18 protein-coding genes are annotated in these 24,066 nt (G+C 31.4%); all 18 read left to right on the top strand.

Going from position 1 to position 24,066, the window contains the following annotated elements:
• Window positions 1-255 precede the first annotated feature (255 nt).
• Complete coding sequence (locus ACZ2G2_RS15465) at window positions 256-1,632, top strand: sugar porter family MFS transporter (protein ID WP_470393187.1); 1,377 nt, start codon at window positions 256-258, stop codon at window positions 1,630-1,632.
• A gap of 410 nt (window positions 1,633-2,042) precedes the next feature.
• The gene (locus ACZ2G2_RS15460; protein ID WP_090840383.1) at window positions 2,043-2,405 is read left to right on the top strand and encodes a DUF6567 family protein; all 363 of its coding nucleotides are present in this window, start codon (window positions 2,043-2,045) and stop codon (window positions 2,403-2,405) included.
• 191 nt (window positions 2,406-2,596) lie between these two features.
• The gene (locus ACZ2G2_RS15455; RefSeq protein WP_470393185.1) at window positions 2,597-2,956 is read left to right on the top strand and encodes a hypothetical protein; all 360 of its coding nucleotides are present in this window, start codon (window positions 2,597-2,599) and stop codon (window positions 2,954-2,956) included.
• A 154-nt stretch (window positions 2,957-3,110) separates the two neighbouring features.
• Window positions 3,111-4,232, top strand: a complete 1,122-nt coding sequence (locus ACZ2G2_RS15450) for a hypothetical protein (protein WP_470393184.1) — start codon at window positions 3,111-3,113, stop codon at window positions 4,230-4,232.
• An 18-nt stretch (window positions 4,233-4,250) separates the two neighbouring features.
• Complete coding sequence (locus ACZ2G2_RS15445; protein ID WP_470393183.1) at window positions 4,251-6,620, top strand: type I restriction-modification system subunit M; 2,370 nt, start codon at window positions 4,251-4,253, stop codon at window positions 6,618-6,620.
• Window positions 6,620-7,939 (top strand): restriction endonuclease subunit S, encoded by a 1,320-nt coding sequence (locus ACZ2G2_RS15440; RefSeq protein ID WP_470393182.1) that lies wholly within the window; start codon window positions 6,620-6,622, stop codon window positions 7,937-7,939. The genes ACZ2G2_RS15445 and ACZ2G2_RS15440 overlap by 1 nt, the downstream gene beginning before the upstream one ends.
• The gene (locus tag ACZ2G2_RS15435; RefSeq protein WP_470393181.1) at window positions 7,940-8,998 is read left to right on the top strand and encodes a toll/interleukin-1 receptor domain-containing protein; all 1,059 of its coding nucleotides are present in this window, start codon (window positions 7,940-7,942) and stop codon (window positions 8,996-8,998) included.
• Window positions 8,999-9,073: 75 nt separating this feature from the next.
• The gene (locus ACZ2G2_RS15430) at window positions 9,074-9,718 is read left to right on the top strand and encodes a hypothetical protein (RefSeq protein WP_470393179.1); all 645 of its coding nucleotides are present in this window, start codon (window positions 9,074-9,076) and stop codon (window positions 9,716-9,718) included.
• A gap of 3 nt (window positions 9,719-9,721) precedes the next feature.
• Window positions 9,722-10,909: a protein NO VEIN domain-containing protein gene (locus ACZ2G2_RS15425; RefSeq protein ID WP_470393178.1), complete on the top strand. Its 1,188-nt coding sequence runs from the start codon at window positions 9,722-9,724 to the stop codon at window positions 10,907-10,909.
• A 3-nt stretch (window positions 10,910-10,912) separates the two neighbouring features.
• On the top strand, window positions 10,913-12,277 hold the full coding sequence (locus ACZ2G2_RS15420; protein ID WP_281846769.1) for a DUF262 domain-containing protein: 1,365 nt from the start codon (window positions 10,913-10,915) through the stop codon (window positions 12,275-12,277).
• Entirely contained in the window at window positions 12,267-14,237 is a 1,971-nt protein-coding gene (locus tag ACZ2G2_RS15415) for a DUF262 domain-containing protein (protein ID WP_470393176.1), read from the top strand. The genes ACZ2G2_RS15420 and ACZ2G2_RS15415 overlap by 11 nt, the downstream gene beginning before the upstream one ends.
• Entirely contained in the window at window positions 14,230-17,313 is a 3,084-nt protein-coding gene (locus tag ACZ2G2_RS15410) for a type I restriction endonuclease subunit R (protein WP_470393174.1), read from the top strand. Before ACZ2G2_RS15415 ends, ACZ2G2_RS15410 begins: the two co-directional genes overlap by 8 nt.
• Before the next feature lie 49 nt (window positions 17,314-17,362).
• Complete coding sequence (locus ACZ2G2_RS15405; RefSeq protein WP_470393173.1) at window positions 17,363-18,628, top strand: hypothetical protein; 1,266 nt, start codon at window positions 17,363-17,365, stop codon at window positions 18,626-18,628.
• A complete protein-coding gene (locus ACZ2G2_RS15400; RefSeq protein ID WP_281846773.1) occupies window positions 18,610-19,107 on the top strand; it encodes a TIGR00725 family protein in 498 nt (165 codons plus the stop codon). The genes ACZ2G2_RS15405 and ACZ2G2_RS15400 overlap by 19 nt, the downstream gene beginning before the upstream one ends.
• The gene (locus tag ACZ2G2_RS15395; RefSeq protein ID WP_470393171.1) at window positions 19,100-19,894 is read left to right on the top strand and encodes a polysaccharide deacetylase family protein; all 795 of its coding nucleotides are present in this window, start codon (window positions 19,100-19,102) and stop codon (window positions 19,892-19,894) included. The genes ACZ2G2_RS15400 and ACZ2G2_RS15395 overlap by 8 nt, the downstream gene beginning before the upstream one ends.
• Before the next feature lie 18 nt (window positions 19,895-19,912).
• Window positions 19,913-21,472 (top strand): carbamoyltransferase C-terminal domain-containing protein, encoded by a 1,560-nt coding sequence (locus tag ACZ2G2_RS15390; protein WP_470393169.1) that lies wholly within the window; start codon window positions 19,913-19,915, stop codon window positions 21,470-21,472.
• Window positions 21,469-22,191 (top strand): SAM-dependent methyltransferase, encoded by a 723-nt coding sequence (locus ACZ2G2_RS15385; protein ID WP_470393167.1) that lies wholly within the window; start codon window positions 21,469-21,471, stop codon window positions 22,189-22,191. Before ACZ2G2_RS15390 ends, ACZ2G2_RS15385 begins: the two co-directional genes overlap by 4 nt.
• 2 nt (window positions 22,192-22,193) lie before the next feature.
• Complete coding sequence (locus tag ACZ2G2_RS15380; protein WP_470393165.1) at window positions 22,194-24,059, top strand: glycosyltransferase family 2 protein; 1,866 nt, start codon at window positions 22,194-22,196, stop codon at window positions 24,057-24,059.
• Window positions 24,060-24,066: the final 7 nt, after the last annotated feature.

Below are 24,066 nucleotides of genomic sequence, written 5' to 3'. Positions count from 1 at the left end.
AAACCATAAAATAATTATAAAAATAAGTACCGCATAGTATCGCAATTCAGGCCAGAATTTCACCTTAAAACAGCAAAAAAGTAATCAAAAACAACACTACAAAATCAGATTTTGGATACCATTTAGACGTGATTTGTCAAGTATAGCTCAAAAAAGGCAACAATACACCTATACAAAAACCATACAGGGCACATTTTTGACAAACCCCACACATTATAATTGGTATATTGATGTACTAACTAAAAACTAAACAACATGAAAAAAGGCGTTTTTTTACTTTTAATAGCTGCAGTTTCGGCATTAGGAGGTTTACTATTTGGATATGACACGGGTGTCATAAACGGAGCACAATTTTACTTAACAGAGCATTTTAATTTAAGCGCAGCCTTAAAAGGTTGGGTCGTAGGAAGTGCCCTTTTAGGATGTTTTGTCGGAGCCATCATAGCAGGACCTTTAAGCATTAAAATTGGTAGAAAATGGTCTTTAATAATATCAGCCCTACTATTTACATTATCCGCTTACGGATCAGGCTTACCAGAAATGTTTCCGCAGTCGGTAAGCATGTTAGTCTTTTTCAGGATTTTAGGAGGACTAGGTATCGGAGTAGCGTCCATGAACGCACCCATGTATATTGCCGAAATCGCACCATCAAACATCCGTGGGCGTATGGTAACCTATTACCAATTAGCCATAGTAATCGGATTTTTTATCGTGTTTTTAGCCACCTATTATATTGGTAACAACTTAACACAAACAGAGAATATCGCTTTTGGATGGCGTCGTATGTTCTGGTCAGAATTAATACCAAGTGGCTTATTTTTAGTCCTATTGTTTTTTGTGCCAAAAAGCCCACGTTGGTTGGCCTTAAAAGGAAAAGACGACGAAGCCTTAGTGGTACTAGAAAAAATTAACGAAGCCGATATCGCCTCAAAAGAACTACTACAAATCAAACAATCGTTAAACCAAGTAGACGCAGGCGTAAAAGTCAGTTATTTCTCAAAAGCCATATTAGCTATCATCGCCATAGGTACCGTATTATCTATGTTGCAACAATTTACAGGGATTAATGCGGTCATGTATTATGGCGCAGATATTTTCGAGAAAGCCTTAGGATTTGGAAAAGAAGACGTCCTAGCACAACAAATACTATTAGCCTTTGTTAATCTAGTATTTACGTTTGTAGCCATGTTTACAGTAGATAAATTTGGACGTAAACCATTATTATACATTGGATCAATAGGGATGATCGTCGGGTTTTTATTATTAGGCGTAACACTGCAACAAGAAAGCGTTGGGATGCTGTCATTAATAGGCGTGCTAATCTTTATTGCCTCATTTGCACTATCCATGGGACCAGTCGTTTGGGTCTTATTATCAGAGATGTTTCCAAACAAAATCCGTAGTGTAGCCATGTCCGTAGCAGTTGCGGCACAATGGGCAGCAAACTATGTGGTATCACAATCCTTTCCAATGGTTATGGGTAGCGAGACTAATAATAGTGCCCCATGGAACGGGTCATTGCCATACTTTATATTCATAGCCTTTATACTAGTAATCGTATACGTAACCTATAAATTTATACCAGAAACAAAAGGAAAAACACTAGAGGAGATAGAGCAATTCTGGGATTAATTGTTTTGGGCGTTACCCACGTTTGCTTTTAGTAGCAAACGTGCGTCAGGCTGTCCATTATATCTTTTTTACTAGTTGGTTTGGGCGTTGCTCATGCTTCACAACACCACCAACTTACGTAAAAAAGGATGCCATTTCCATCCTTAACGCGGGGCAAGCGTCGGTGGTAATAGTACCATTTGGTTTATAACGTAAACACAACTACTTGTCAGGAAAACAATAAAAAAAAAGGGCTTTGTCAAACAAGATAAAGACCCGTAAATCATAAATAAAATAACACAATCTACAAGCCTTACGGGAAACCGTAAGGTTTTCTTTTTTTAACACGGTATGTTTGACGCTTCAAGTCAGAATAAGCCGAAAACAGACTATAAAAAGGAGTAGGTTATTAAAAAATCAAATATTTATTTATGAAAAAAATGACTTTCTTATTACTCGTAATGACGTTGTTTCTATCCAGTTGTGCAACCCATTATGGTTTACCAAAAAACTACAACCAAAACACAACCGAAGTTGTACTAACTAAAAAGAATTTTAAAGTGGTACAAATCGTTAAAGGCGAAGCGCAAGCCACCTATATTTTTGGAATTGGAGGATTAGCTAAAAACGGATTAATAGCAGAGGCTAAAGCAAAAATGCTAAAATCAGCAGGTATGGAAGGCGCTGCTAGAACTGTAGTAAACGAGATTGTAGAGGTCAAAACATCTGGCTTTTTATTTGTAAATAAATATAAAGTGATCGTCTCAGGACAAATAGTAGAGTTTACAGAATAAAACAGTGCTATAAATCAATGCTATTAATCAATTAGATTTATACACTACAAAAGCCTTGCGTAACCAGAGCAAGGCTTTATTTTTTTAAGGTGTTTTGTAAATTACGCAAGCCTTACGGGAAACCGTAAGGTTTTCTTTTTTTAAGGGTTTAAGTTTACAATTAATAATATACCTAACAAATACATCTAACCATGAAAAAACTATTATTCGCCCTATTGTTTATGTTAAGCAGCTATATTGCTAGCGCGCAATCCTGCGAAGACATGATGGATTTAGTAACCAAAGATAATTATGGAAGCACTTATAGCAGTCCAACAAGTGATGCAATCTCTAAAGTCACATTTTATAGTAAACAAATAGAATATCAAAGCTACTATTTTGCAGTCGTCTGTTTTAAAAAGGAGTTTTCTTATAACTGTACAGAATATCTATATCAAGTAGCCTCAAATACACAGCTTAACTATTCATTACATTATTTAGATAGTGCCGGTAAAGCCTTTTGGGAATACATCAAAGCGTACAACAAAAATTTGCAATGTGCAACGGATTAGTGTAATCTGTTTTAAATCAAACAGTTGCTATTTATGTAAAAAAAACGGGCTGAGTTTATGACAAAGGTCTTATATTTAAACTCTCCCTTTAAGTACTGATTGATATATTTTATTGCACTAGATGTTTAATTATCTGGGATTTATTCATTTTAAGTTGAGTAAATCTTTATTATTTGAAATCTCTATGAAGTTAAGTAAAAACGAAGTAAAAAAAGCGTTATTAATTAGTAAGACAATACAAAAAACAATTGAATCAACAGGCAGTACAAACATGAGAAGCACAGATGTGTTTCCGTATTTAGTTAAAAAAGGACTATTTGAAGAAGATAGACATAATGGAGTCTATTTTAGACGCTTTTTAAATAGATTAGCTAAATTAGGAGAGCTGCAAAGCTTAATTCCACAATGTACAAGAGTTAATCCTGTAAAAGATGAAATTTTCAGCGAATGGTATTTTCATGATGCAAAAGACCAAATGCCAAAATCTAAATATAAAATAGAAACTAATTTAAATAGTGAAATAACCCAAGTACAAAGTCAAGATTTAGAGGAGGAATCCTTGATGTCTATTACAGAAGCTACAGATATTGTAAAAGCATTAATTGCAGGTGTAAATCCTATAACAGGTGTGTATTTAGATAATCAAGATGTTTGTTTAGATCCAATGGTTAGTGAGGCGTTAGAGGTGATTATTAATCCAGATAGTTATGACCTTTATAAAATTAGAGAAAAGGCAGCTAATAAGACGTTATTGTTAAATAAAGAAATTTGGTATAATCAAACCCAAAGTCAAATACTTAAATGGCCAAGTGATATAAGTGCAGATGTTAACAAAGCTAATATTATTGAAATTAGGAAATCGCACCCCAGAGCTTTTGAAAAATGGACAGATGCGGAACGTGATATATTAAAAAAGGCAAACGAGTTATTTGACGATAAAAAAAGAATAGCATGCCTACTGCTACGCACAGAAGGGTCTATTTTAGCAATGTTAAAACACTTAGAAGGACATAAAAATATATTAGAATACAACGATTCAAAAGCAGCGCCAAAAACGGAAACAGTTACAAAACAAAAGTTTTTATCGGCTACTGCTTTAGGTAAATTAAAAGATAAAAATTATCAAGATGTTATTAATACTATGATAAGTAAAGAATATATAGAAGATTCTAATATTATCACGTATATCGGGCAACAAATAGGATTAAAACACAAACACAACTCTAAAGGAGAAAAATGGATTGTTTATCCACACACTTTAGCAGATATATTATAAGACAATACAGTATATAAAATGAACAAATCATCACACAATAAATTAGTATCCTTCATTTGGTCTATCGCAGACGGCTGCCTTAGAGATGTTTACGTACGTGGTAAATATCGCGACGTTATTCTACCAATGATTGTTTTACGTCGTTTAGACGCACTTTTAGAACCAACAAAAGATGCGGTTTTAGAAGAATTAGCATTCCAACGAGACGAAGCTGGTTTTACCGAATGGGACGAAACAGGATTGCGTGAAGCCTCGGGTTACGTATTTTATAACGTAAGCACCTGGACACTTCAAAAACTAAAAGATACCGCTACCAATAGCCAACAAATATTACAAGCCAATTTTGAAGATTACCTAAACGGTTTTAGTCCGAATGTGAAGGAAATCATCGAGAAATTCAAATTACGCAGTCAAGTACGCCATATGGCTACTAAAGATGTTTTGTTAGATGTGTTAGAAAAATTTACATCGTCTTACATCAACTTAACACCTTTTGAAAAAGAAGATCCAGAAGGTAGAAAATTATCTGCGCTTTCTAATTTAGGCATGGGTTATGTATTTGAAGAATTGATTAGAAAATTCAACGAAGAAAATAACGAGGAAGCAGGAGAACACTTTACACCACGTGAAGTGATTGATTTAATGACACATATTATCTTCGACCCTATAAAAGACAACTTACCACCTGTAATGACTATTTACGATCCTGCTTGTGGCTCTGGTGGAATGCTTACCGAGTCTCAAAACTTCATTAAAGATGAAGAAGGAGACATTCGTGCAACAGGAGATGTCTATTTATACGGAAAAGAAATCAACGACGAAACCTACGCCATTTGTAAGTCTGATATGATGATTAAAGGCAACAACCCTGAAAACATCAGAGTGGGTTCTACCTTATCTACAGACGAGTTTGCAGGCAAGTCTTTCGATTTTATGTTATCCAATCCACCATACGGAAAATCATGGTCTAGTGAGCAAAAATATATCAAGGATGGTAAAGATGTGATTGATCCACGTTTTCAAATCAGTTTAAAAAATTATTGGGGAGTTGAAGAAGAAGCAGACGCTATTCCACGTTCGTCCGACGGACAATTACTGTTTTTAATGGAAATGGTAGATAAAATGAAATCCTTATCCCAAAGTAAAACAGGAACACGTATTGCTTCGGTACATAATGGTAGTAGCCTTTTTACAGGAGATGCAGGAGGTGGCGAAAGCAACATCCGTAGACACATTATAGAAAACGATTGGCTAGAAGCTATTGTGCAATTACCAAACAACCTGTTTTATAATACAGGAATTACCACTTATATCTGGATTTTAAGCAATAATAAAACTGCCAACCGTAAAGGCAAAGTGCAACTCATTGATGCAGGACAACTGTACCGTAAACTGCGTAAAAACTTAGGAAACAAAAACTGCGAGTTTTCGCCAAAACACATTTCTAAAATTGTAAATACGTATACCAACATGAGCGTTGCAGAGCGCGAAGGCGATCAAGGTATCTCAGCTCAGGTATTTGATAATACAGATTTTGGTTATTACAAAGCAACTATAGAACGACCAAAACGCCTAAAAGCACAATTTACAGCAGCACGTATAGTAACCTTACGTTACGACAGAGTTTTACAAGAACCAATGCAATATGCATTTGAAACTTTTGGAGATAGCATATACACCAATACCAAACAACATGAAAAAGAGTTGTTAGAATGGTGCGAAAAAAACGAGTTAAACTTATCATCTGCCAATAAAACAAAACTGACCAAGCCAGCAACATGGCAAAAACACTTAAACTTAGTAAAAACAGGAACTGTGTTGTTAAAAGCTATTGGTGAAACTGAGTATAATGATTTTAACGACTTTAAAACGTTAGTAGATGCCGAAATTAAAACCCAAAAACTAAGTATTTCTGCAAGCGATAAAAAAGCCATTTTAAATGCGGTTAGTTGGTATGATGCTGAAGCAGAAAAAGTCATTAAAAAAGTAGAGAAACTATCTGGTGATAAACTTACCAAACTCTTAGCACATTTAGATTGCGAAGAAAAAGATTTAGCAGATTTTGGATATTTTCCAAACTGTCACACTGAGCGCAGTCGAAGTGCAAAAGGAGAATACATAACCTACGAAACAGAAAGCGACCTAAGAGACACAGAAAACGTACCACTAAAAGACAACATACATAGCTACTTTTTACGCGAAGTAAAACCACACGTATCAGAAGCGTGGATACACCTAGACGCTACCAAAATTGGTTATGAAATTAGCTTTAACAAATACTTTTACAAGCACACACCATTGCGTAACATAGAAGACGTTACCAAAGATATTCTAAACTTAGAAAAACAAAGTGATGGTTTAATTTCTGAAATCTTAAACTTGGTGTAATGGTAGAAACTGAAACACAACGTTACGAGAGCTATAAAGATTCTGGAGTAGAATGGTTGGGTGAAATTCCTGAGCATTGGGAAGTTCATCGTCTTAAAAATCAAATAGATATGATAACCGGTTATCCTTTTAAGAGTGAAAAATACACCGATAAAGGAATAAAGCTGGCAAGAGGTATTAATGTGAAGGAAGGAGTGCTAGATTGGAAAGAAACAAGATTCTGGCCAGAAATAGAGAAACATTTAGTAGATTACTTATTAAAAGATGGTGATGTCTTAATAGCTATGGATGGCTCAAAAGTTGGAAAGAATTTTTGCCAAATTAAAGAATCAGATTTACCTATTTTATTACTTCAACGTGTTGCGAGGTTAAGACCTAAAGTAACATTAACCTCTAATTATCTCTATTTTAATATTGTTAATCGAAATTTTTTGCTTTGGGTTGAAATGACTAAAACAGATCCAATGGTTCCTCATATAGCACCAGCAGATATTAAAAATTTTCAAATATTAATTCCACCACTTTCAGAACAAACCAAAATAGCACAATTTTTAGACGATAAAACCACCAAAATAGACGAGGCTATTGCAATTAAACAGCAACAAATAAGCTTACTTAAAGAACGTAAACAAATTTTAATACACAAAGCCGTAACACGTGGTTTAGATGATAGTGCGACCTTGAAAGATTCTGGTGTGGAGTGGATTGGTGAGATCCCTGAGGGTTGGGAGGTGAAGAAAGTTACACATTTGTTTGATAGAATTGGAAGTGGTACAACGCCAACTTCTGGTGATAATAGATATTATGATGGTAATTACAATTTTTTACAAACAGGTGATTTAAATGATGATAAAATTACTTTCACCAAGAGAACCTTAAAAGAAAGGGCATTTAGAGATTTTAGTAGTTTGAAAATTTATCCAAAAGGTAGTTTAGTTATGGCAATGTATGGAGCAACAATAGGTAAGCTCGGAATATTGGATATTGAAGCTGCTACGAATCAAGCTTGTTGTATTTTTAGAAAATCAAATAAAATACGAACAGAATATTTTTTTCAAGTTTTATTAGCCTTTAGAACACAGATAATTTCATTTGGTTATGGAGGTGGTCAGCCTAATATAAGTCAAGATTTAATTAAATCACTTAGATTTCCAATTGCACCACTTTCAGAACAAAAAGAAATTTCAGAATATATAGAAACGGCTTCCCAAAAAATAGAAACCGCTATTGGTTTAAAACAGCAAGAAATAGATAAGTTAAAAGAGTATAAGAGTAGTTTAATAAATGGAGTTGTAACTGGTAAGGTAAAGGTTGTATAAATGGAAAAAGCATTGCATATTTTTATATCCTATTCTTGGGATAATGAAACTCATAAAGAATGGGTGTTAAAGCTTGCTAATTATTTAATAGAGCAAGGAGGTTGCGATGTAACTTTAGACCAATACGATTTAAGTACAGGAGGAAACATGACGCATTTTATGGAAAAAGCAGTTGCAGAAACTGATAAAGTATTATTAATTCTCACACCTAATTACAAGCTAAAAGCAGATGGAAGACAAGGAGGTGTTGGTATGGAATATTCCATGATTTCTCAAGGGCTTTATTCTATGCAAAATGATAACACCAAATTTCTGCCCATATTAAGAGAAGGTTCTTTAGTAACAAGTGCGCCAACTTATGTACAAACGACTTTGTACCATGATATGACCAATGATTTATTGTTTGATAAAACAGCATTCGATTTATTACGAGTAATACATGATAAACCAAAGTTGATAAAACCTAAAAGAGGAGCAATTCCTGACTTTACGCAATATAAAAAAACTACTAAAATTAATAATGTTTCAGATGGCTTTGTAGAAAGTGCTGGTAAGGTTTTAAAAGTGAAGAAGTTACGTAAAGAGTTAGATGCTTTATATAAATCTGAACAAGGTGTTAAACTAGTTGTTGATTCTGCAATAAGAATTTTTGCTGCAATACAACAGAAAGCAGCTGCTTACAGTTTAGAATTGAATTTGCCAATACACCAAGAGGTTTATAATAATTCTAATTCTTTAAGACTACAGGCAGAAGATTATTTTGTTATTGCAGATTATGTTGGTTTTACAGAAAATTCTGTTCGTTTAATTTCTTTAAAGTTAAGTTCTGGAGGAGACAAATATTATCAACCTAGAAATAGCAATAGCGTTGTAAATCTTATTGGAAGTTTGTATAAGAATGAAAATGATTTAAAATTCTTCCCTCAATTTAATGATGATAAAAGTGTAAGATGGGAATTAAATGAAATTGAATATACAGAAGATGATTTAGTAAAGAAGGTTTTTAGTTTGTTGTTGGAAGCTATGAGTAATGAAGGAAACGTGCAGGATCATGGGTAAAAGATTAGTTAATTAAATAGAATGGTAATCATAAAGTAAAGGTGTGTTAGTATGAAAGGTCGAAGTTACTTTAGTATGCAAGAAACTACTGTTATAGAGGAATTAATAGCGCAAAAATTAGTGGCAAATACTAGTAATCAAAAAAGTATCAGAGCAAAATTGAGACGCTTAGGATTTTATGCTTCAGATTTTGGATTGCGTGGTGGTTATACCGTTTTAGATTTTAGAATGGCTATTTCTTCTAATAACACCGAAAAGATTATTAAAAACACAACTGAAATTAATTTTAAGAAAGAAAAAACGATCTCTACAGAATCAAAACAAAATGATGAAGCTTATATCATAGATTTATGCGATACTGTTTTGGATTTAAAAGGATTAAGACAACACCGTTTCGATTTTTTACGAGGTGATACAGGAGTAAAATTACCTGTAGATTGTTATTACCCAAGCAAAAACCTTGTAATAGAATACTATGAACGACAGCATACAGAAAGTGTTGCTCATTTTGATAAACGTATTACAGCTTCTGGGATGTCTAGAGGGGAGCAACGAAAACGCTATGACGAAAAAAGAAGAATCGAATTACCTAAAAATGGAGTTAAGCTTATTGTTTTAGATTATTCAGAATTTAACCATAAGGCAAACAAGCGTTTGCTTAGAAATAAAGAGGAAGATGTTGAGGTGATAAAGAGAAGATTGAAAACGCTATTAAAATAATACATGAACCAACAACTAATTAAAACTTATCTAAAAGCCTATAAAGATCAATTTGCAACTATTAGCAAACAAGAGTTGTATAAATGGCAAGCGGTAAAGCAATTTCAAGACTATTGGGATATTGATGCAGAAGATTTTTATTTAATGCTTCAAGCGTCTCTAAGCTTAACCGAAAACTTGTTAACGTCTGGTTTATATTTCCCTAAAGGCATGCTGGTAGAAACAGCAGAAATACATCCAGAAGCGGTTCGTAATTTATTTAAAACACTCTATAACGAAGACGAAGATTTATTATATAGAATAGAGGCTTTTAGAGCTGGAATGAAGGAGCTTATTGCTGCTGATTTTGATGTTAAAAACGATTATCAAGACCATAGAGCAGTAGTTGTCTATTTAGTGTTAAAATATCCAGAGCGTTATTATCTATATAAATTTGGGATGTTTAAAACGTTTGCTTCAAAAATAAATTACACCTATACACCTATAAAAGGTAGAATAGAAAATGTATCACATTTTAATAATATGTGCGATATTTTAAAACCAATTATTGTTAAAGACCAAGAGCTGTTAAGGTTGCACAATGCTAGGTTAACTGCAGATTGTTATATAGACGAAGACTACAATATACTTACACAAGATTTTATTTATGCTGTTGCACAGCATTTAGATACCGAAACCATTATAGAATCTGAAAATATTACTGAAATAGCTATACAAACAGTTGCTACATCAGGCATAAACGTAACCACAACCAATGTTAGTTTTAATGGTAACATTACAAACCACATACAAAACAATAAAGAAAACAAACGCATTGGCGATTTAGGGGAGTTGTTTGTAATACAGCTTGAAAAAGACAAACTATTACAAGCCAATAAACCAAAACTAGCCAATAAAGTAGCACACCACGCTAAAGATAAAGGAGATGGTTTGGGGTATGATGTGTTGTCTTTTGATGTAGAAGGCAACAAAATGTTTATTGAGGTAAAAGCAACAAAAAGCACTAAAAACACACCTTTTTTTATAACAAGAAACGAGTTAGAACGTAGCAAGCAAGAACAAGATAATTTCTTTATTTATCGTGTCTATAATTTTAATGATGAAATCTTAAAAGGCGATATGTTAGTATTACAAGGTGATGCCAGTAATTTGTGTGTAGAAGCGGTTAATTATAAAGTTAAAATGCAATAGTGTATGACTAAGAATCCGCCAGAAACAACAAATGGTATTCAGCCTGTTATTATAACAGTGGAAGATTTGCTATTAACCAATATTTCTATACCAAAATACCAAAGACCTTATAAATGGTCTACAAAAAATATACATCAATTAATAGATGATATTTTAACCTTTAAAACAAAACCTGCTTATAGATTAGGTACAGTGGTTTATCATCAAGATAAAGAAGGAATTTTAAATATTGTTGATGGACAACAGCGTACGTTAACACTTATACTTATTGCTTTGGCAATAGAGAATAACGAAACGCTTTATAAAGCAGCTAAAAAAGTCTATTCGAGTATACCAAAATTAGATTTAGCAGATAATTTAAAGGTGTCCAATCAAATATCAAAACGCAATTTAAGAGACAATTATAGAGAAATAGCGCAAAGAATTAAAGATTTTGATGTGGAAACAACTTTGTTTTTCTATCAAAGATGTCAAGTAGTTAAAGTGGTTTTAAAAGATGTTTCTGAAGCATTTCAATTTTTTGATTCTCAAAATGCACGAGGAGTGGATTTAGCACCTCATGATTTATTAAAAGCATTTCATCTAAGAGAAATGCAAAATAATGTGAGTGAGGAAAAGCAAACCAAAATTGTTGAAACATGGGAAAACACAGCGCAAAAAGAATTAGAATCAATATTTGGATATCATATATATAGAATTAGAAATTGGACTAATGGTAAATCGGCTAGAAAATTTACTAAAAATGATGTTGCAATTTTTAAAGGAATAAGCCCAAATGTAGAAGAGCCATATCCTTTTGCTGCAATGTATAGAATAAGTCACTTTTATATTGAAGGTTATAATAAAGATTATAATAGAAATATTGATAAAAATAATATGCCTTATCCATTTCAACTAGACCAGGTAATTATAAACGGTAAACGTTTTTTTGAAATGATCCATCATTATAATAAAATGATTAATGATATTAAAGATAAAATAAACCCAAATGGCACAGCAAAAACTATAATTGACACATTAAAAATTTATGATGGAAAGCATAGAACAGGAGACAAATACGTTTACAATCTATTTAAATGTGCACTAATTTTTTATGTTGATAAATTTGGTTTTGTTGATGCTGATAGAGCAATAGAAAAGATTTTTTTATGGTCTTATAAGGTAAGATTAACACATCAAAATGTACAATTAGCTACTATGGATAATTATGCAATTGATTATCCTTTCGTATTTAAAAGAATTAGAGAAGCTTTAAAACCAAACGATTTTTTAAATATTAGAATCGATGCTATAAAAAGACAAGATCTTAAGGCTTCAAAAGTAGAGAAACTAGTAACAATTTTTGAAAATTTGAAATATGTTAATTAAAGATAATATACCAACATTTTCAATAAAACAACTTTTTGAAAATGGAGACGTTTATAGCATTCCTATTTACCAGAGAAATTATGCTTGGGGAGAAGGGCAAGTAAATCAATTAGTGCAAGATGTTTTTGATTTTGCATTTGATTCTAATAGAAATAAAAACAACTATTACATTGGTACATTAGTTATAAATAAAAGACAACAAGACAATAAGGTGTTTTACGATACTATTGATGGACAGCAAAGATTAACGACTCTCAACTTATTAATAGCAGCTTTACACAATACTTTTAGTCATACTATCACTGAGATTATAGATTATAAGTTGAACTTAACATTTTATAGTAGAAAAAAATCTACCGATACATTAGAACATATCTGTAAGCAAGACTTTAATGGAAGCTATCTTTTAAATAAAGAGCACAACACCAATATTCAAGAGAGATATCAAGATGTTGTAAAAACATTGAAGACATTATTAGTTGAAGAAAAAACAGTTAATATTTTTTATAAATATCTAACAGAACAAGTTAAAGTCGTACGTGTTGCAGTTCCCGAAGAAACAGATTTAAATCATTATTTTGAAATAATGAATAATAGAGGAGAACAACTAGAAAAGCATGAAATTTTAAAAGCAAATATGCTTGAAGTTTTAAAAGATGACGCAGATAAAGATTTATCTAATGCTTTTAATACTATTTGGGAAGCTTGTTCAGATATGGAAAGGTATGTTCAATATGGTTTTTCAGTAGACGAGAGACATGCAATTTTTGGAGAAAATCAGTGGAATGAATTTCATTGTAAGTCTTTAGAAGAAATTGCTCAACATTTAAAGTCGAATCAAGAAAATAGTAAAGAAAACAAAGTATTATCAATCAAAGAAATCACAGAATCCAATTTTGATTTTAACTTAAATAAAAACCACGATAAAGATGCGCCAGAACGTTTCAATTCTGTAGTGAATTTTCAAAATTTCTTACTTCATGTTTTAAAAATACAAACTTGCGCAGAAGATGCATCTTCTAAGTTTAAAAATATTGGAGGAGTTAGTTTAGATGACAAAAGATTACTCGATTTTTTCAAACCATATTATAATAAAAGCAATCCTAATAGAAAACAATTTGTTGTAGATTTTGGTTATAATTTATTAAAGTTAAAACATCTTTTTGATCAATTTATTTTAAAGAGAGAATTTAAAGGAGATAAAGAAGATTGGAGCTTAAAAAGAATGAAATGGTATAAAGATAATAGAGTAAATTATGTAAATGCTTTTGGAGATGAAGAAGAAGATAGTTTGACTAATCAAGAAATTATAATGTTACTTTCTATGTTCCATGTATCTACACCTACAATGGTCTATAAGCATTGGTTAAATGCTGCATTATACTACTTGTTTTATAATTCGAAAATTGATGCTGAGGATTACAGAGATTATTTAAAAGAAATAGCTGAAGCCTTCTTATTTGGTAGATATCTTATGAAAGGTAATGAGTTAGTTGATTATTATGATATTATTTATAATAGAGAAAAAACAGAGATAGAAAAAAACGATTTGGATGAGGATAAATTAAATAAAGGGACTTCTGTAGAAAACTTTGTTTTCAATTACTTAGATTATATTTTATGGAGAGACCTAGAAGGATATAAGAACTTTAATTTTACATTTAAAAGTTCTATAGAGCATCATTACCCTCAAACACCACCAGACAATCATCCTATTCTAAAAGATAAATATTTACACAATTTTGGAAATTTAAGCATTATGAGTAGTTCGAAAAATTCGAGATTTACAAATAATATGCCTCAAGCAAAACAAAATAATTTTAATATCGATAAAAATTCAGATAGTATAAAAATGCAAATCATGTTTAAAATAACAGCAGAGGAAGGTTGGAGAGAAACACAAATTAAAGAACATGCTGAAAAAATGATTGATATATTAAAACAAGGACATTATGCATAGACAAACCAACGAACAAGCTTTAGAAGCAGCCATAGAAAGAACTTTAACAGGTACGTGTATAGAAGACCTTAAACAACAAGGCACATCTGTAAATGCTGTAAACGAAAATACTGAGGTTTATAGAACAGGAAAAGGCTATTACATTGGTCAGCCTTCTAATTTTAATGCACAGTTTGCCATAGATGAGCAATTCTTTTGGGACTTTTTAGAAAATACTCAAAAAGAAGAACTAGAAAAGCTACAAAAGCAAAGCGACTGGAAATTAAAAATTCTAAACCGTTATGATCGTTTGGTTAAAAAGTATGGTATTCTATATCTGCTTAAAAAAGGCTTACAAGTAGACGATGCACATTTTACGTTGTTTTACCAATTACCATTGGCAAGTAGTAGCCAACAAGTAAAAGACAACTTTGCACAAAACCGTTTTAGTGAGACCAGACAATTACGTTATAGTATAGACAATCAAAGAGAGGAAATAGACATGGTTTTGTTTATTAATGGTTTGCCTATTGTAACCATGGAACTTAAAAATGCATGGACAGGTCAAAATGCCAGAGTGCATGGACAACACCAATATAAAACCCAACGCGATACCAAACAACCTTTATTACAATTTGCACGTTGCGTGGTACACTTTGCTGTAGACACAGATGAAGCGTATATGACGACGAAGTTAAATGGGAAAAGCACATTTTTCTTACCATTTAATAAAGGAAATAAACATGGTAAAGGTAATCCGGAACTAGAAAAAGGAGAGGTAGGTCATCGTACGAATTACTTATGGAATGAGGTTTTTACAAGAGAAAGTTTAGCCAACATTATTCAGCATTTTGTGCGATTGGATGGTAAAAAGAAAGATCCAATACAGACTAAAACGTTATTCTTTCCAAGATACCACCAAATGGATGTGGTACGTAAAATAATAGCCGATGCTAGTAAAAAAGGCGTAGGACAAACCTATTTAATTCAACATTCTGCAGGTTCTGGGAAATCGAATTCGATTACTTGGGCAGCCTATCAATTAATAGAAACTTATCCAGAAAACAATAGTGTACCTGGAATTACAGATGTGGAACGACCATTGTTTGATTCGGTTATTGTAGTTACAGACAGACGTTTGTTAGACAAGCAAATACGCGATAATATTGCGAGTTTTTCGGAAGTGAAAAATATTATTGCTCCTGCATATTCATCCAAAGAACTAAGAGATAGCTTAGAGCAAGGCAAGAAAATTATTATTACGACGATTCAGAAATTCCCATTTATTATAGATGGCATTGCTGATTTAAGTGACAAGCGTTTTGCAGTTATTATTGATGAAGCACACTCTAGCCAAAGTGGTTCTGCTCATGATAATATGAATAGAGCGATGGGACAGCAATTTAATCAAGACGATGAGGTTGATGCGCAAGATAAAATAGTACAAGCGATGAAGTCACGTAAAATGAGATTAAATGCTGATGGAAGTACCACAGGAAACGCATCTTATTTAGCATTTACAGCTACACCAAAATCAATTACTTTAGAAAAGTTTGGTGTAAAAGATAGTGAAGGTCAGTATAAACCGTTTCATCTATACTCTATGAAACAAGCTATTGAAGAAGGCTTCATTTTAGACGTATTGGCGAATTATACCACCTTAAAAAGCTATTACGAAATAGAAAAATCTATTGAAGATAATCCGTTATTTGATTCCGCTAAAGCGCAAAAAAAATTACGAGCGTATGTAGAACAGCACCAGCAGACTATTAATACTAAGGCCGAAATAATACTGGACCATTTTATTCCTAAAATAGTCAATCAGAAAAAACTTAAGGGAAAGGCGAAAGCCATGGTGGTCACACAGAGTATTGAATCTGCTATTCGCTATTATAAAGCCTTACAAAACATATTAAAAGACAAAGGACGTCCATTTAAAATAGCCATTGCCTTTTCTGGAACTAAAGAAGTCGATGGTATAGAATACACAGAAGCCGAAATGAATGGCTTTGCAGAAAAAGACACACGCATTAAGTTTGATGAAGACGAGTACAGAATACTGGTAGTTGCTAATAAATACTTGACAGGTTTTGATCAGCCTAAATTGTGTGCCATGTATGTAGATAAAAAACTACAAGGTGTTTTAGCTGTGCAAGCCTTATCCCGATTAAATAGAGCAGCAACTAAATTAGGGAAGAAAACAGAAGATGTATTTGTGTTGGACTTTTTTAATGCGTCTACAGATATTAAAGCGTCATTCGATCCTTTTTATACTGCCACGTCATTAAGTGAAGCTACAGATGTAAATGTATTACATGAGTTAAAAGAAGTATTGGATGATGTTGGTGTTTATGAGTGGAGCGAGGTAGAAGATTTTAATATTAAGTTTTTTAATAAAGAAGATGCACAAGTATTAAGTCCTATTATAGAAAGAGCAGCAGAACGTTTTGTTAACGAACTAGAATTAGAAGATGATGACAAAGCAGACTTTAAAATTAAAGCAAAGCAATTTGTGAAAATATATGGTCAAATGGCGTCTATTATGCCTTTTGAAATTTTGGATTGGGAAAAACTGTATTGGTTTTTAAAATTCTTGATTCCTAAATTACCTATAAATAATACGGAAGTCGATGCTTTAGACGAGCTTTTAAGTTCAGTAGATTTATCCACCTACGGTTTAGAACGTGTGCGTTTAAATGAAGTGATAGGATTGGATGAATCGGAAAGTATGGTAGATCCTCAAAACCCTAATCCAAGAGGAGCCCATGGTACTGATGAGGAGCTTGATCCTTTGGATTTAATTATACAAAGTTTTAATGAGCGCTGGTTTCAAAACTGGGAAGTAACACCAGAAGACCAACGTGTGAAGTTTATCAGTCTAACTAAATCCATACAAGCGCATCCAGATTTTTTACAAAAAGTAGTTGAGAATAATGATGAACAAAATAAGAATTTAGCTTTTCAGAAGATTCTTGATGAGGTCATGTCTAAACAGCGTAAACAAGAGCTAGACTTGTATAGATTGTACGCTAAAGATGACGCGTTTAAAACCGCGTTTTTTGATACTATGAAGCGTATGAGTAGTGTAGGGAAATAATTATAAAGGAATAGATTAAAGTTTAAGAAGAAGTCACTAATAAGATTGAATGAATAAAAAGATAATAAACATTATATTCTCAACTACTAATTTAGAAAACACAACTAATCTTATAAGTAGTATTTATAAAATAAAGATGTTAAATAAAGAAAGAAATTATTCTTTATTTATAACGGTTTTTGATAAAACGTTAGATCAAAACATAAAGAGTAATATTGAAAATTTTGATTTAAATATAAATGTAATTAACAGGTCTAAAATTTTAGAATTAGAAGCTACTCACTCTGAGTTACTTAACTCTGCGCATTGTAGCCTTATAGTAGATAGTATACAAAGAGCCAGAATACAGCAACAAGTGTACATTATTGATAATGTTGAGAAGTTTAATAATTCAATCATTTGGCAAGTAGATGATGATATTCTTTTTGGAAAAAGTAACTATATAAATAATCAGCATATCGTTACATTTTCTAAAGATTATTTTTCGGACATAGTAACGTTTTATAACGAAAACAAAAGTGTGGATGCTATTATTTCTCCTACATCTTATGTGCCACCAATACCATCCTTATTATATTGTAATACACAATTAGAAGATGTTTTTAATAGAGAATACAACTTTAAATTTCCATTTGATGGGATGGAATATCATGATTATTATAATCAGTTAAGTGAGGAAAAATATTATTCCCTTTTTCTTTCAGAATCAGACGATAGAAATCGAGTAGTAAAGGAGATTTTAATTGGTAAGCCAATAACTAAAGTTACTTCTAATGAAAAGCAAAGTGTTAAACCTGAATTAAAAGAATCAAAACTATTACGCGGTGGTAATTTTATTGTTTTTAATATGGATATTTTTAGAGTACCGCATTTAGGTTTTTCAGAATATGATAATATTCCAGCAAGACGCAGTGATATGATACATTCTCAATTGTTAACCGAATTAAACTTTTCCATTAAGGATGTTAATTATTTCAGTTTAGTACATAATCGTACATTCAAAGAGGTGTCAATTGAAAGTGCTACTCAAAAATATTTCTCAGATATGATAGGAGCGTTGCTTATTCAGTATTTGTATAAAGGAAAAAAAGAATTTGACAATCGTTTAGAGTTTCATCAAAAGCACATAAAACACACATTAAAATTGTTAAATGACAATATTAATGAAAGTGAATTCAGAAATGAAATAGACAAATTAAAAGAGTTAGATTTTCAAATTAATTCTTTTGATAAAGACTATTTTATAAGTGAATTTGAAGATTTTAAAGTAAATAAAAACCAATTAATATTAAAGTTATGCAAATTGGCATCATAGGATCAAACGAAAGTCAATGTTCTAAAGAATTATATGAATTTGCCCACCGTTTGGGAGCTTTTTTAGGAGAAAAAGGATGTACCGTTTTAAATGGAGGTATGCAAGGTACAATGGAAGCGGTTTCAAAAGGAGTGAAGTCTATTGAACATACAAAAAGTAAAGTTGTCGGTATTCTGCCATTTGAAGATAGTAAAAAAGCTAATAAATACTTAGATATTACTATTCCAACAGGAATAGGATTTGCACGTAACTCTGTTTTGGTTTTATCATCGGATGTTTTAATAGCTTTAGGCGGTGGAGCAGGTACTTTAAACGAAATTAGCTATGCTTGGCAATTTGGTAAAAAAGTATATTGTTACACAGGAGTAGAAGGGTGGAGTAAAAAATTAGCAAATCAAAACTTGGACGATCGTAAAGAAAATCTACTTATAGGATTTAAGTCTATAGACGAATTATCTAAATTGTTATTAGATGACTGAGATTTTAATGTTTCATAGGGTGTTGCCTAAAAAAAAAATAAATATTAATGACGCCTATTTTATTAGAGGTACACTTGTTTCTCAAGAGCGATTAGAAAATGTAATTATTAAATATTTAAAAGAAGGATATACTTTTAAAACTATTTGCAATCTGGAAAAGGATCTTGATTTAAAACAAGTTGCATTAACTTTTGATGATGGCTATTTAGACAACTATTTATATGCAAAGCCAATTTTAGAAAAGTATAAAATCAATGCTACGTTTTATCCTATTATAGGTTATTGTATAGAGCAAACAATAGCACCTTTAGATTATTATTATCATTATGTAAATGAAAATATAGAGGAGAGAACTAAAGAAGATTGGGTTCTTGGTAAACAAAAAAAAGAGTTTTTAAATTTTTCGATCAAAGCGCAACAAGCAATTATAGATAAGCTGTTTTTAAATAAACCCAAAACAGATGTATCTTATATGTCATGTACTCATTTGCAAGCGCTTCATGGGTTAGGTCATGAAATAGGAGGTCATTCATATTATCATGATATTTATACTAAGCTAACAGAAACAGAGGTATTAGCAGATATTCAAAAAACAAAAAAGGCTTTATCTCAGATAGGTGTAAATATAAAGTCTTATGCTTACACAGACGGGCAATATAATTCTAATGTAATAGAAGTTTTGAAGAAAGAAAATATTGATTATTGCTGTGCAATAATATCTAATCAGCTTGAAAAGGATGACAATTATGAATTAGAACGACAGTTTGTAATTGAAAAATTAAATTAAAGAATAAGAAATTATTAAATGAATATTATATCAATACATACACAGCATGATGCTAATTTAAGTGTGCAAATTAATAATAAAATTGTTCTTGTGTTAGAACTTGAAAGAATCTTCAACCAACGTTATTTCTCATGTTCTGATGATCTAATTACCTTTAGAAAAGAATGGGAGAAAGTGATGAATAAAGTGTATGCTACTGTTGGTAGTATAAATTTTAATTACGTTATAACTAATTGGGTAGCACCTAGTAAAGTTAGAATATTAAAATCAATTATAAGTGCTGATAAGTGGGTTAAATGCAGTCACCATATGGCGCATGCTGCTTTAGGTTACTACACGTCAAGTTTTAAAAATCCATTGATTTTAAGTGCAGATGGAGGAGGAGATGATGGGATTTTTAATTTTTATGAAATAAAAAAGGATGAGATTACATTAATTGAGAGAAAATTGTTAAATCTTGGCACACCTTATAGACTTTTAGCAACCTTGATGCCTGAGATAACTCATAATAAGCAACAACCAAGAATAGGGCATCTATCACTCTCGGGTAAAATTATGGGTTATTCTGCTTTAGGTAAGGTTGTTACAGAATGGATTGAGCCTCTTAAAGAATACTATCTTTTCTATCAATATCCTATCCAAGCCTTATATTCATTAGGTAATAGAATTGGTTTAGAGTTAGAAGAAGGTTATTGTCTTAAAAAAGAAGATGCTGTTAATTTAGCAGCAACCTCTCAAAGAGTCTTTGAACTAATTATTATTAATGAGATTGGAGCAAAGCTTAAAGAGAACAAATACGATGGAATAATACTATCTGGAGGAGTAGCACTAAATGTATTAGCGAATACCCAAATTAAAGAGACGTTTAAATTAAAAGTTCACGTGCCTTCAGCTCCAAATGATAGTGGTATTTCTTTAGGAAGTATTTTTTCTCTTTTTCCTCCACTAGAGCAACAAAATATCACATATAAAGGCCTTCCGTTAATTAATAATTTGCCTACTAATATCAATAAAATAGGTAAAACTTTTTTATTATCAGAAATAGCGAGGTTACTTGTTGAAGAAGATGCTATTATTGGTGTTATTCGAAATAACTCTGAAGTAGGACCAAGAGCATTAGGTAACCGATCTATAATATGTTATCCCGATTCAATTGGTAAGAAAGAAATTATTAATAATAAAATAAAATTTAGAGAATGGTTTAGACCTCTAGCTCCTATTGTACAAGAAGATAAAACAAGTGTTTTTTTTAAAGATAATGTGTCCTCACCATTTATGAGTTTTGCTTACCCGATTAAAAAAGAATTAGAAGGTATGTTTCCGGCGATTGAACATCTTGATAAAACAGCAAGATTACAAACAGTTACTATTAATCAAAATGAATGGATTTACAATTTATTAGAAGAAATTGAGTATTTAACTAGTTATCCAATTATTTTAAATACATCATTCAATACAAATGGAAAACCATTGGTTTCGAATAGTAAAGAGGGATTAGAAATACTAAAAGAAACAGAATTAACACATGTTATTATAAACGACAAACTTTTTTGTAAAAAAGAATTATTTAAAGTATGATATATATTATAGGTATTGGTCCTGGTGGCGATTTGGATTATTTAACTTTAAGAGCGAATAAGGTTATAGAGCAAAATGTAGATTTAGGTATTTATGTAGGGGAAATGATTTGTGATGATATCAAAGATTTATTTCAAAAAAAAACTTTAATTACAGGTAACCTTAATAAAGATTATGTTCTAGACATTATAAATGAATCTATTTCTGAAAATAAAAATTTGGCTATTCTTATGCCTGGAGACAGTGCATTTTATTCAGGACATTATGGCGAACAATTTATGTTACATGAATATGTTAAACTCTTAAAAAGTAAATCGTGTGAATACGAGATAATCCCGGGTATTACTGCACTTAACGCTATTTGTGCCAAAATAAGTATTGATATAACTTCTTTCTCAACAAATCAAAATGTTTTCATTACGAGTATAGAAAGGATTAGGGATACGAAACAATATTTTCCGGAACAATTAAAAAAGGTGTTTGCAACTAAGCCCAACATAGTTTTATATCAGTCATTCAGAGATTGGTTACTTGTTAGAGATTTATTATTAAGGGAAGGTTTTAATAAAAATACTAGAGTTGTTTTTGCTTATAAAGTATCGTGGATTGATCAACAAATAATTGATACAACCTTAATGAATATCGATAAAGATATTGAAGGAAAGGATTTAAGCTGGCATACCATCATATTAATTCTTCCAAATATTAATCATTTATAGGTATGCTTAGATTATTATGTGATACTAACCAAATGGCATTTGGTTCAAGTTCAGCACTACTTGCAGTGTTAAAATATTTATCTAGTGTTAATACGGCTTTTGCTTATGGTATTACGGATGAGGTACTTTCTAAAAGTGCTTTAATTCATAATATAATAAAATTGGATAATAAACAACATCAACTTGTAAGACAAGAAATAAATTTAATAAACTATGATGCTGTACTCGTAGTATCTAACCTTACAAATGTTAATTGGTATTTAGATTCTAAAATCCCTGTATTTTTTGTAGATCTCCATAGTTGGTGGCATCCAAATTTCAAACATAGAATAAAAAAGGAAGCTACTCTGTATTTCACGGAAAGATTTCTTGAAATTGATCAAACAAATGAGAAGGATTTTATTAAAGTTGGACCCATAATTACTTTTAGTCATAAAGTAGAGGCTAAGCATAAATTAAAACGAATATTGATTAATTTAGGTGGAGGACAAAATAGATGGATTAAGCCAGGTATTAATTCAAATTATGCTAGTATTATATCAAATATTATTCTGAAAATTCAAGATTTAATCAGTGGTTATGAAATTTATATTGGGGGAGGTGCTCTAATCATTGAGCAAATAAAAAAAAATCTACCTAAGAATAAATTTGTTATAAATAATTATAGTCAAGACGAGTATCTAAGAATTCTTGAATCTTCGGAAATATTAATATCTAGTCCTGGTCTAAATGCTATTTTTGAAGGTATTTATTATGGTGCCAAAATAGTGATGTTACCTCCACAAAATGCTAGTCAGGTTATCCAATTAAAGTACTATGAGAAATTTGGACTGATAGATGGGGGTTTAAATTTGGATAAATTTTACAGTTTCCCAAATTTTGAAGAAATGAAGTCTTTAGATGAAGAATATTTTACTAATAAAACGTTAGAAGCTTTAAAGTATGTTGAGACTTCACCATTAGCGCAAAAACAAATTTATAACCATATAAAAAATCAGTTAAAAGATATTTTTCGTGAAGAGTATAATCTTAAAATTAATTTAGCTAAAGAGGTTTTAGGAAATCCGGGTGCCGAAGAAATATCAAAACATATTAATGGTTTGCAAAACAAAAATATACTAGATACAACTGTAGTGATTCCTACAAAGGGAAATAGAATGAGGTTATTAGATAATGCGATAAAACATATTTTGAAAAACACAAAATTGCCAAAAGAAATTTTAATTGCTGTAGATAATAATAAAGTAGGTTACAAAAAGCTTAAAATATATTATAAATTTTGTAATTATATTAGAGTAGTGCATAATACACGCAGAAAAGGAGTTTCTGCTACTAGAAATTTTGGTGTAGATTTTACAAAAACGAGTTTTATTTCATTTTTAGATGACGATGATTATTGGGAAGTAAATTATCTTGAAAAGATATTTTCAGGAAAATCATTTGATGTTGCTCTTGCTGCATTTAAGAAAAAAAAAGATGAAGATATTTCAATAGAAAAGTCTCCACCAATAGAATTAAAAGAGCATTTGTTTTTTATAAAAAACCCAGGAATAAGAGGGTCTAATATTACTATTTCAAAGAAATTATTTTTAGAGATAAACGGTTTTAACGAAGAACTACTTTCCTTTAATGATATAGATTTTGGTATTAGGCTTTCTAATAAAAAAGATGTAAAATATAAGTCTATACAGGAGCATCTTGTGGTTTTTAATTCTCATGAAGGGAAAAGAATCTCTACAGCAGGAAGTAAAGAGAATAAACAAGGGCTTTATAAATTTCTGGAATTGTATAAAAATAAAATGTCAAAGCAAGATATTGTTGCTTTTAGAAAAAGATCAATAAGTATTTGGGGAATTGACCCAATTTAAAAATGGA

This window comes from Olleya sp. KKT75 (assembly GCF_055635485.1).
The sequence above is the reverse complement of the archived record's forward strand: the minus strand, read 5'-3'. Positions and strand labels throughout refer to the sequence as shown.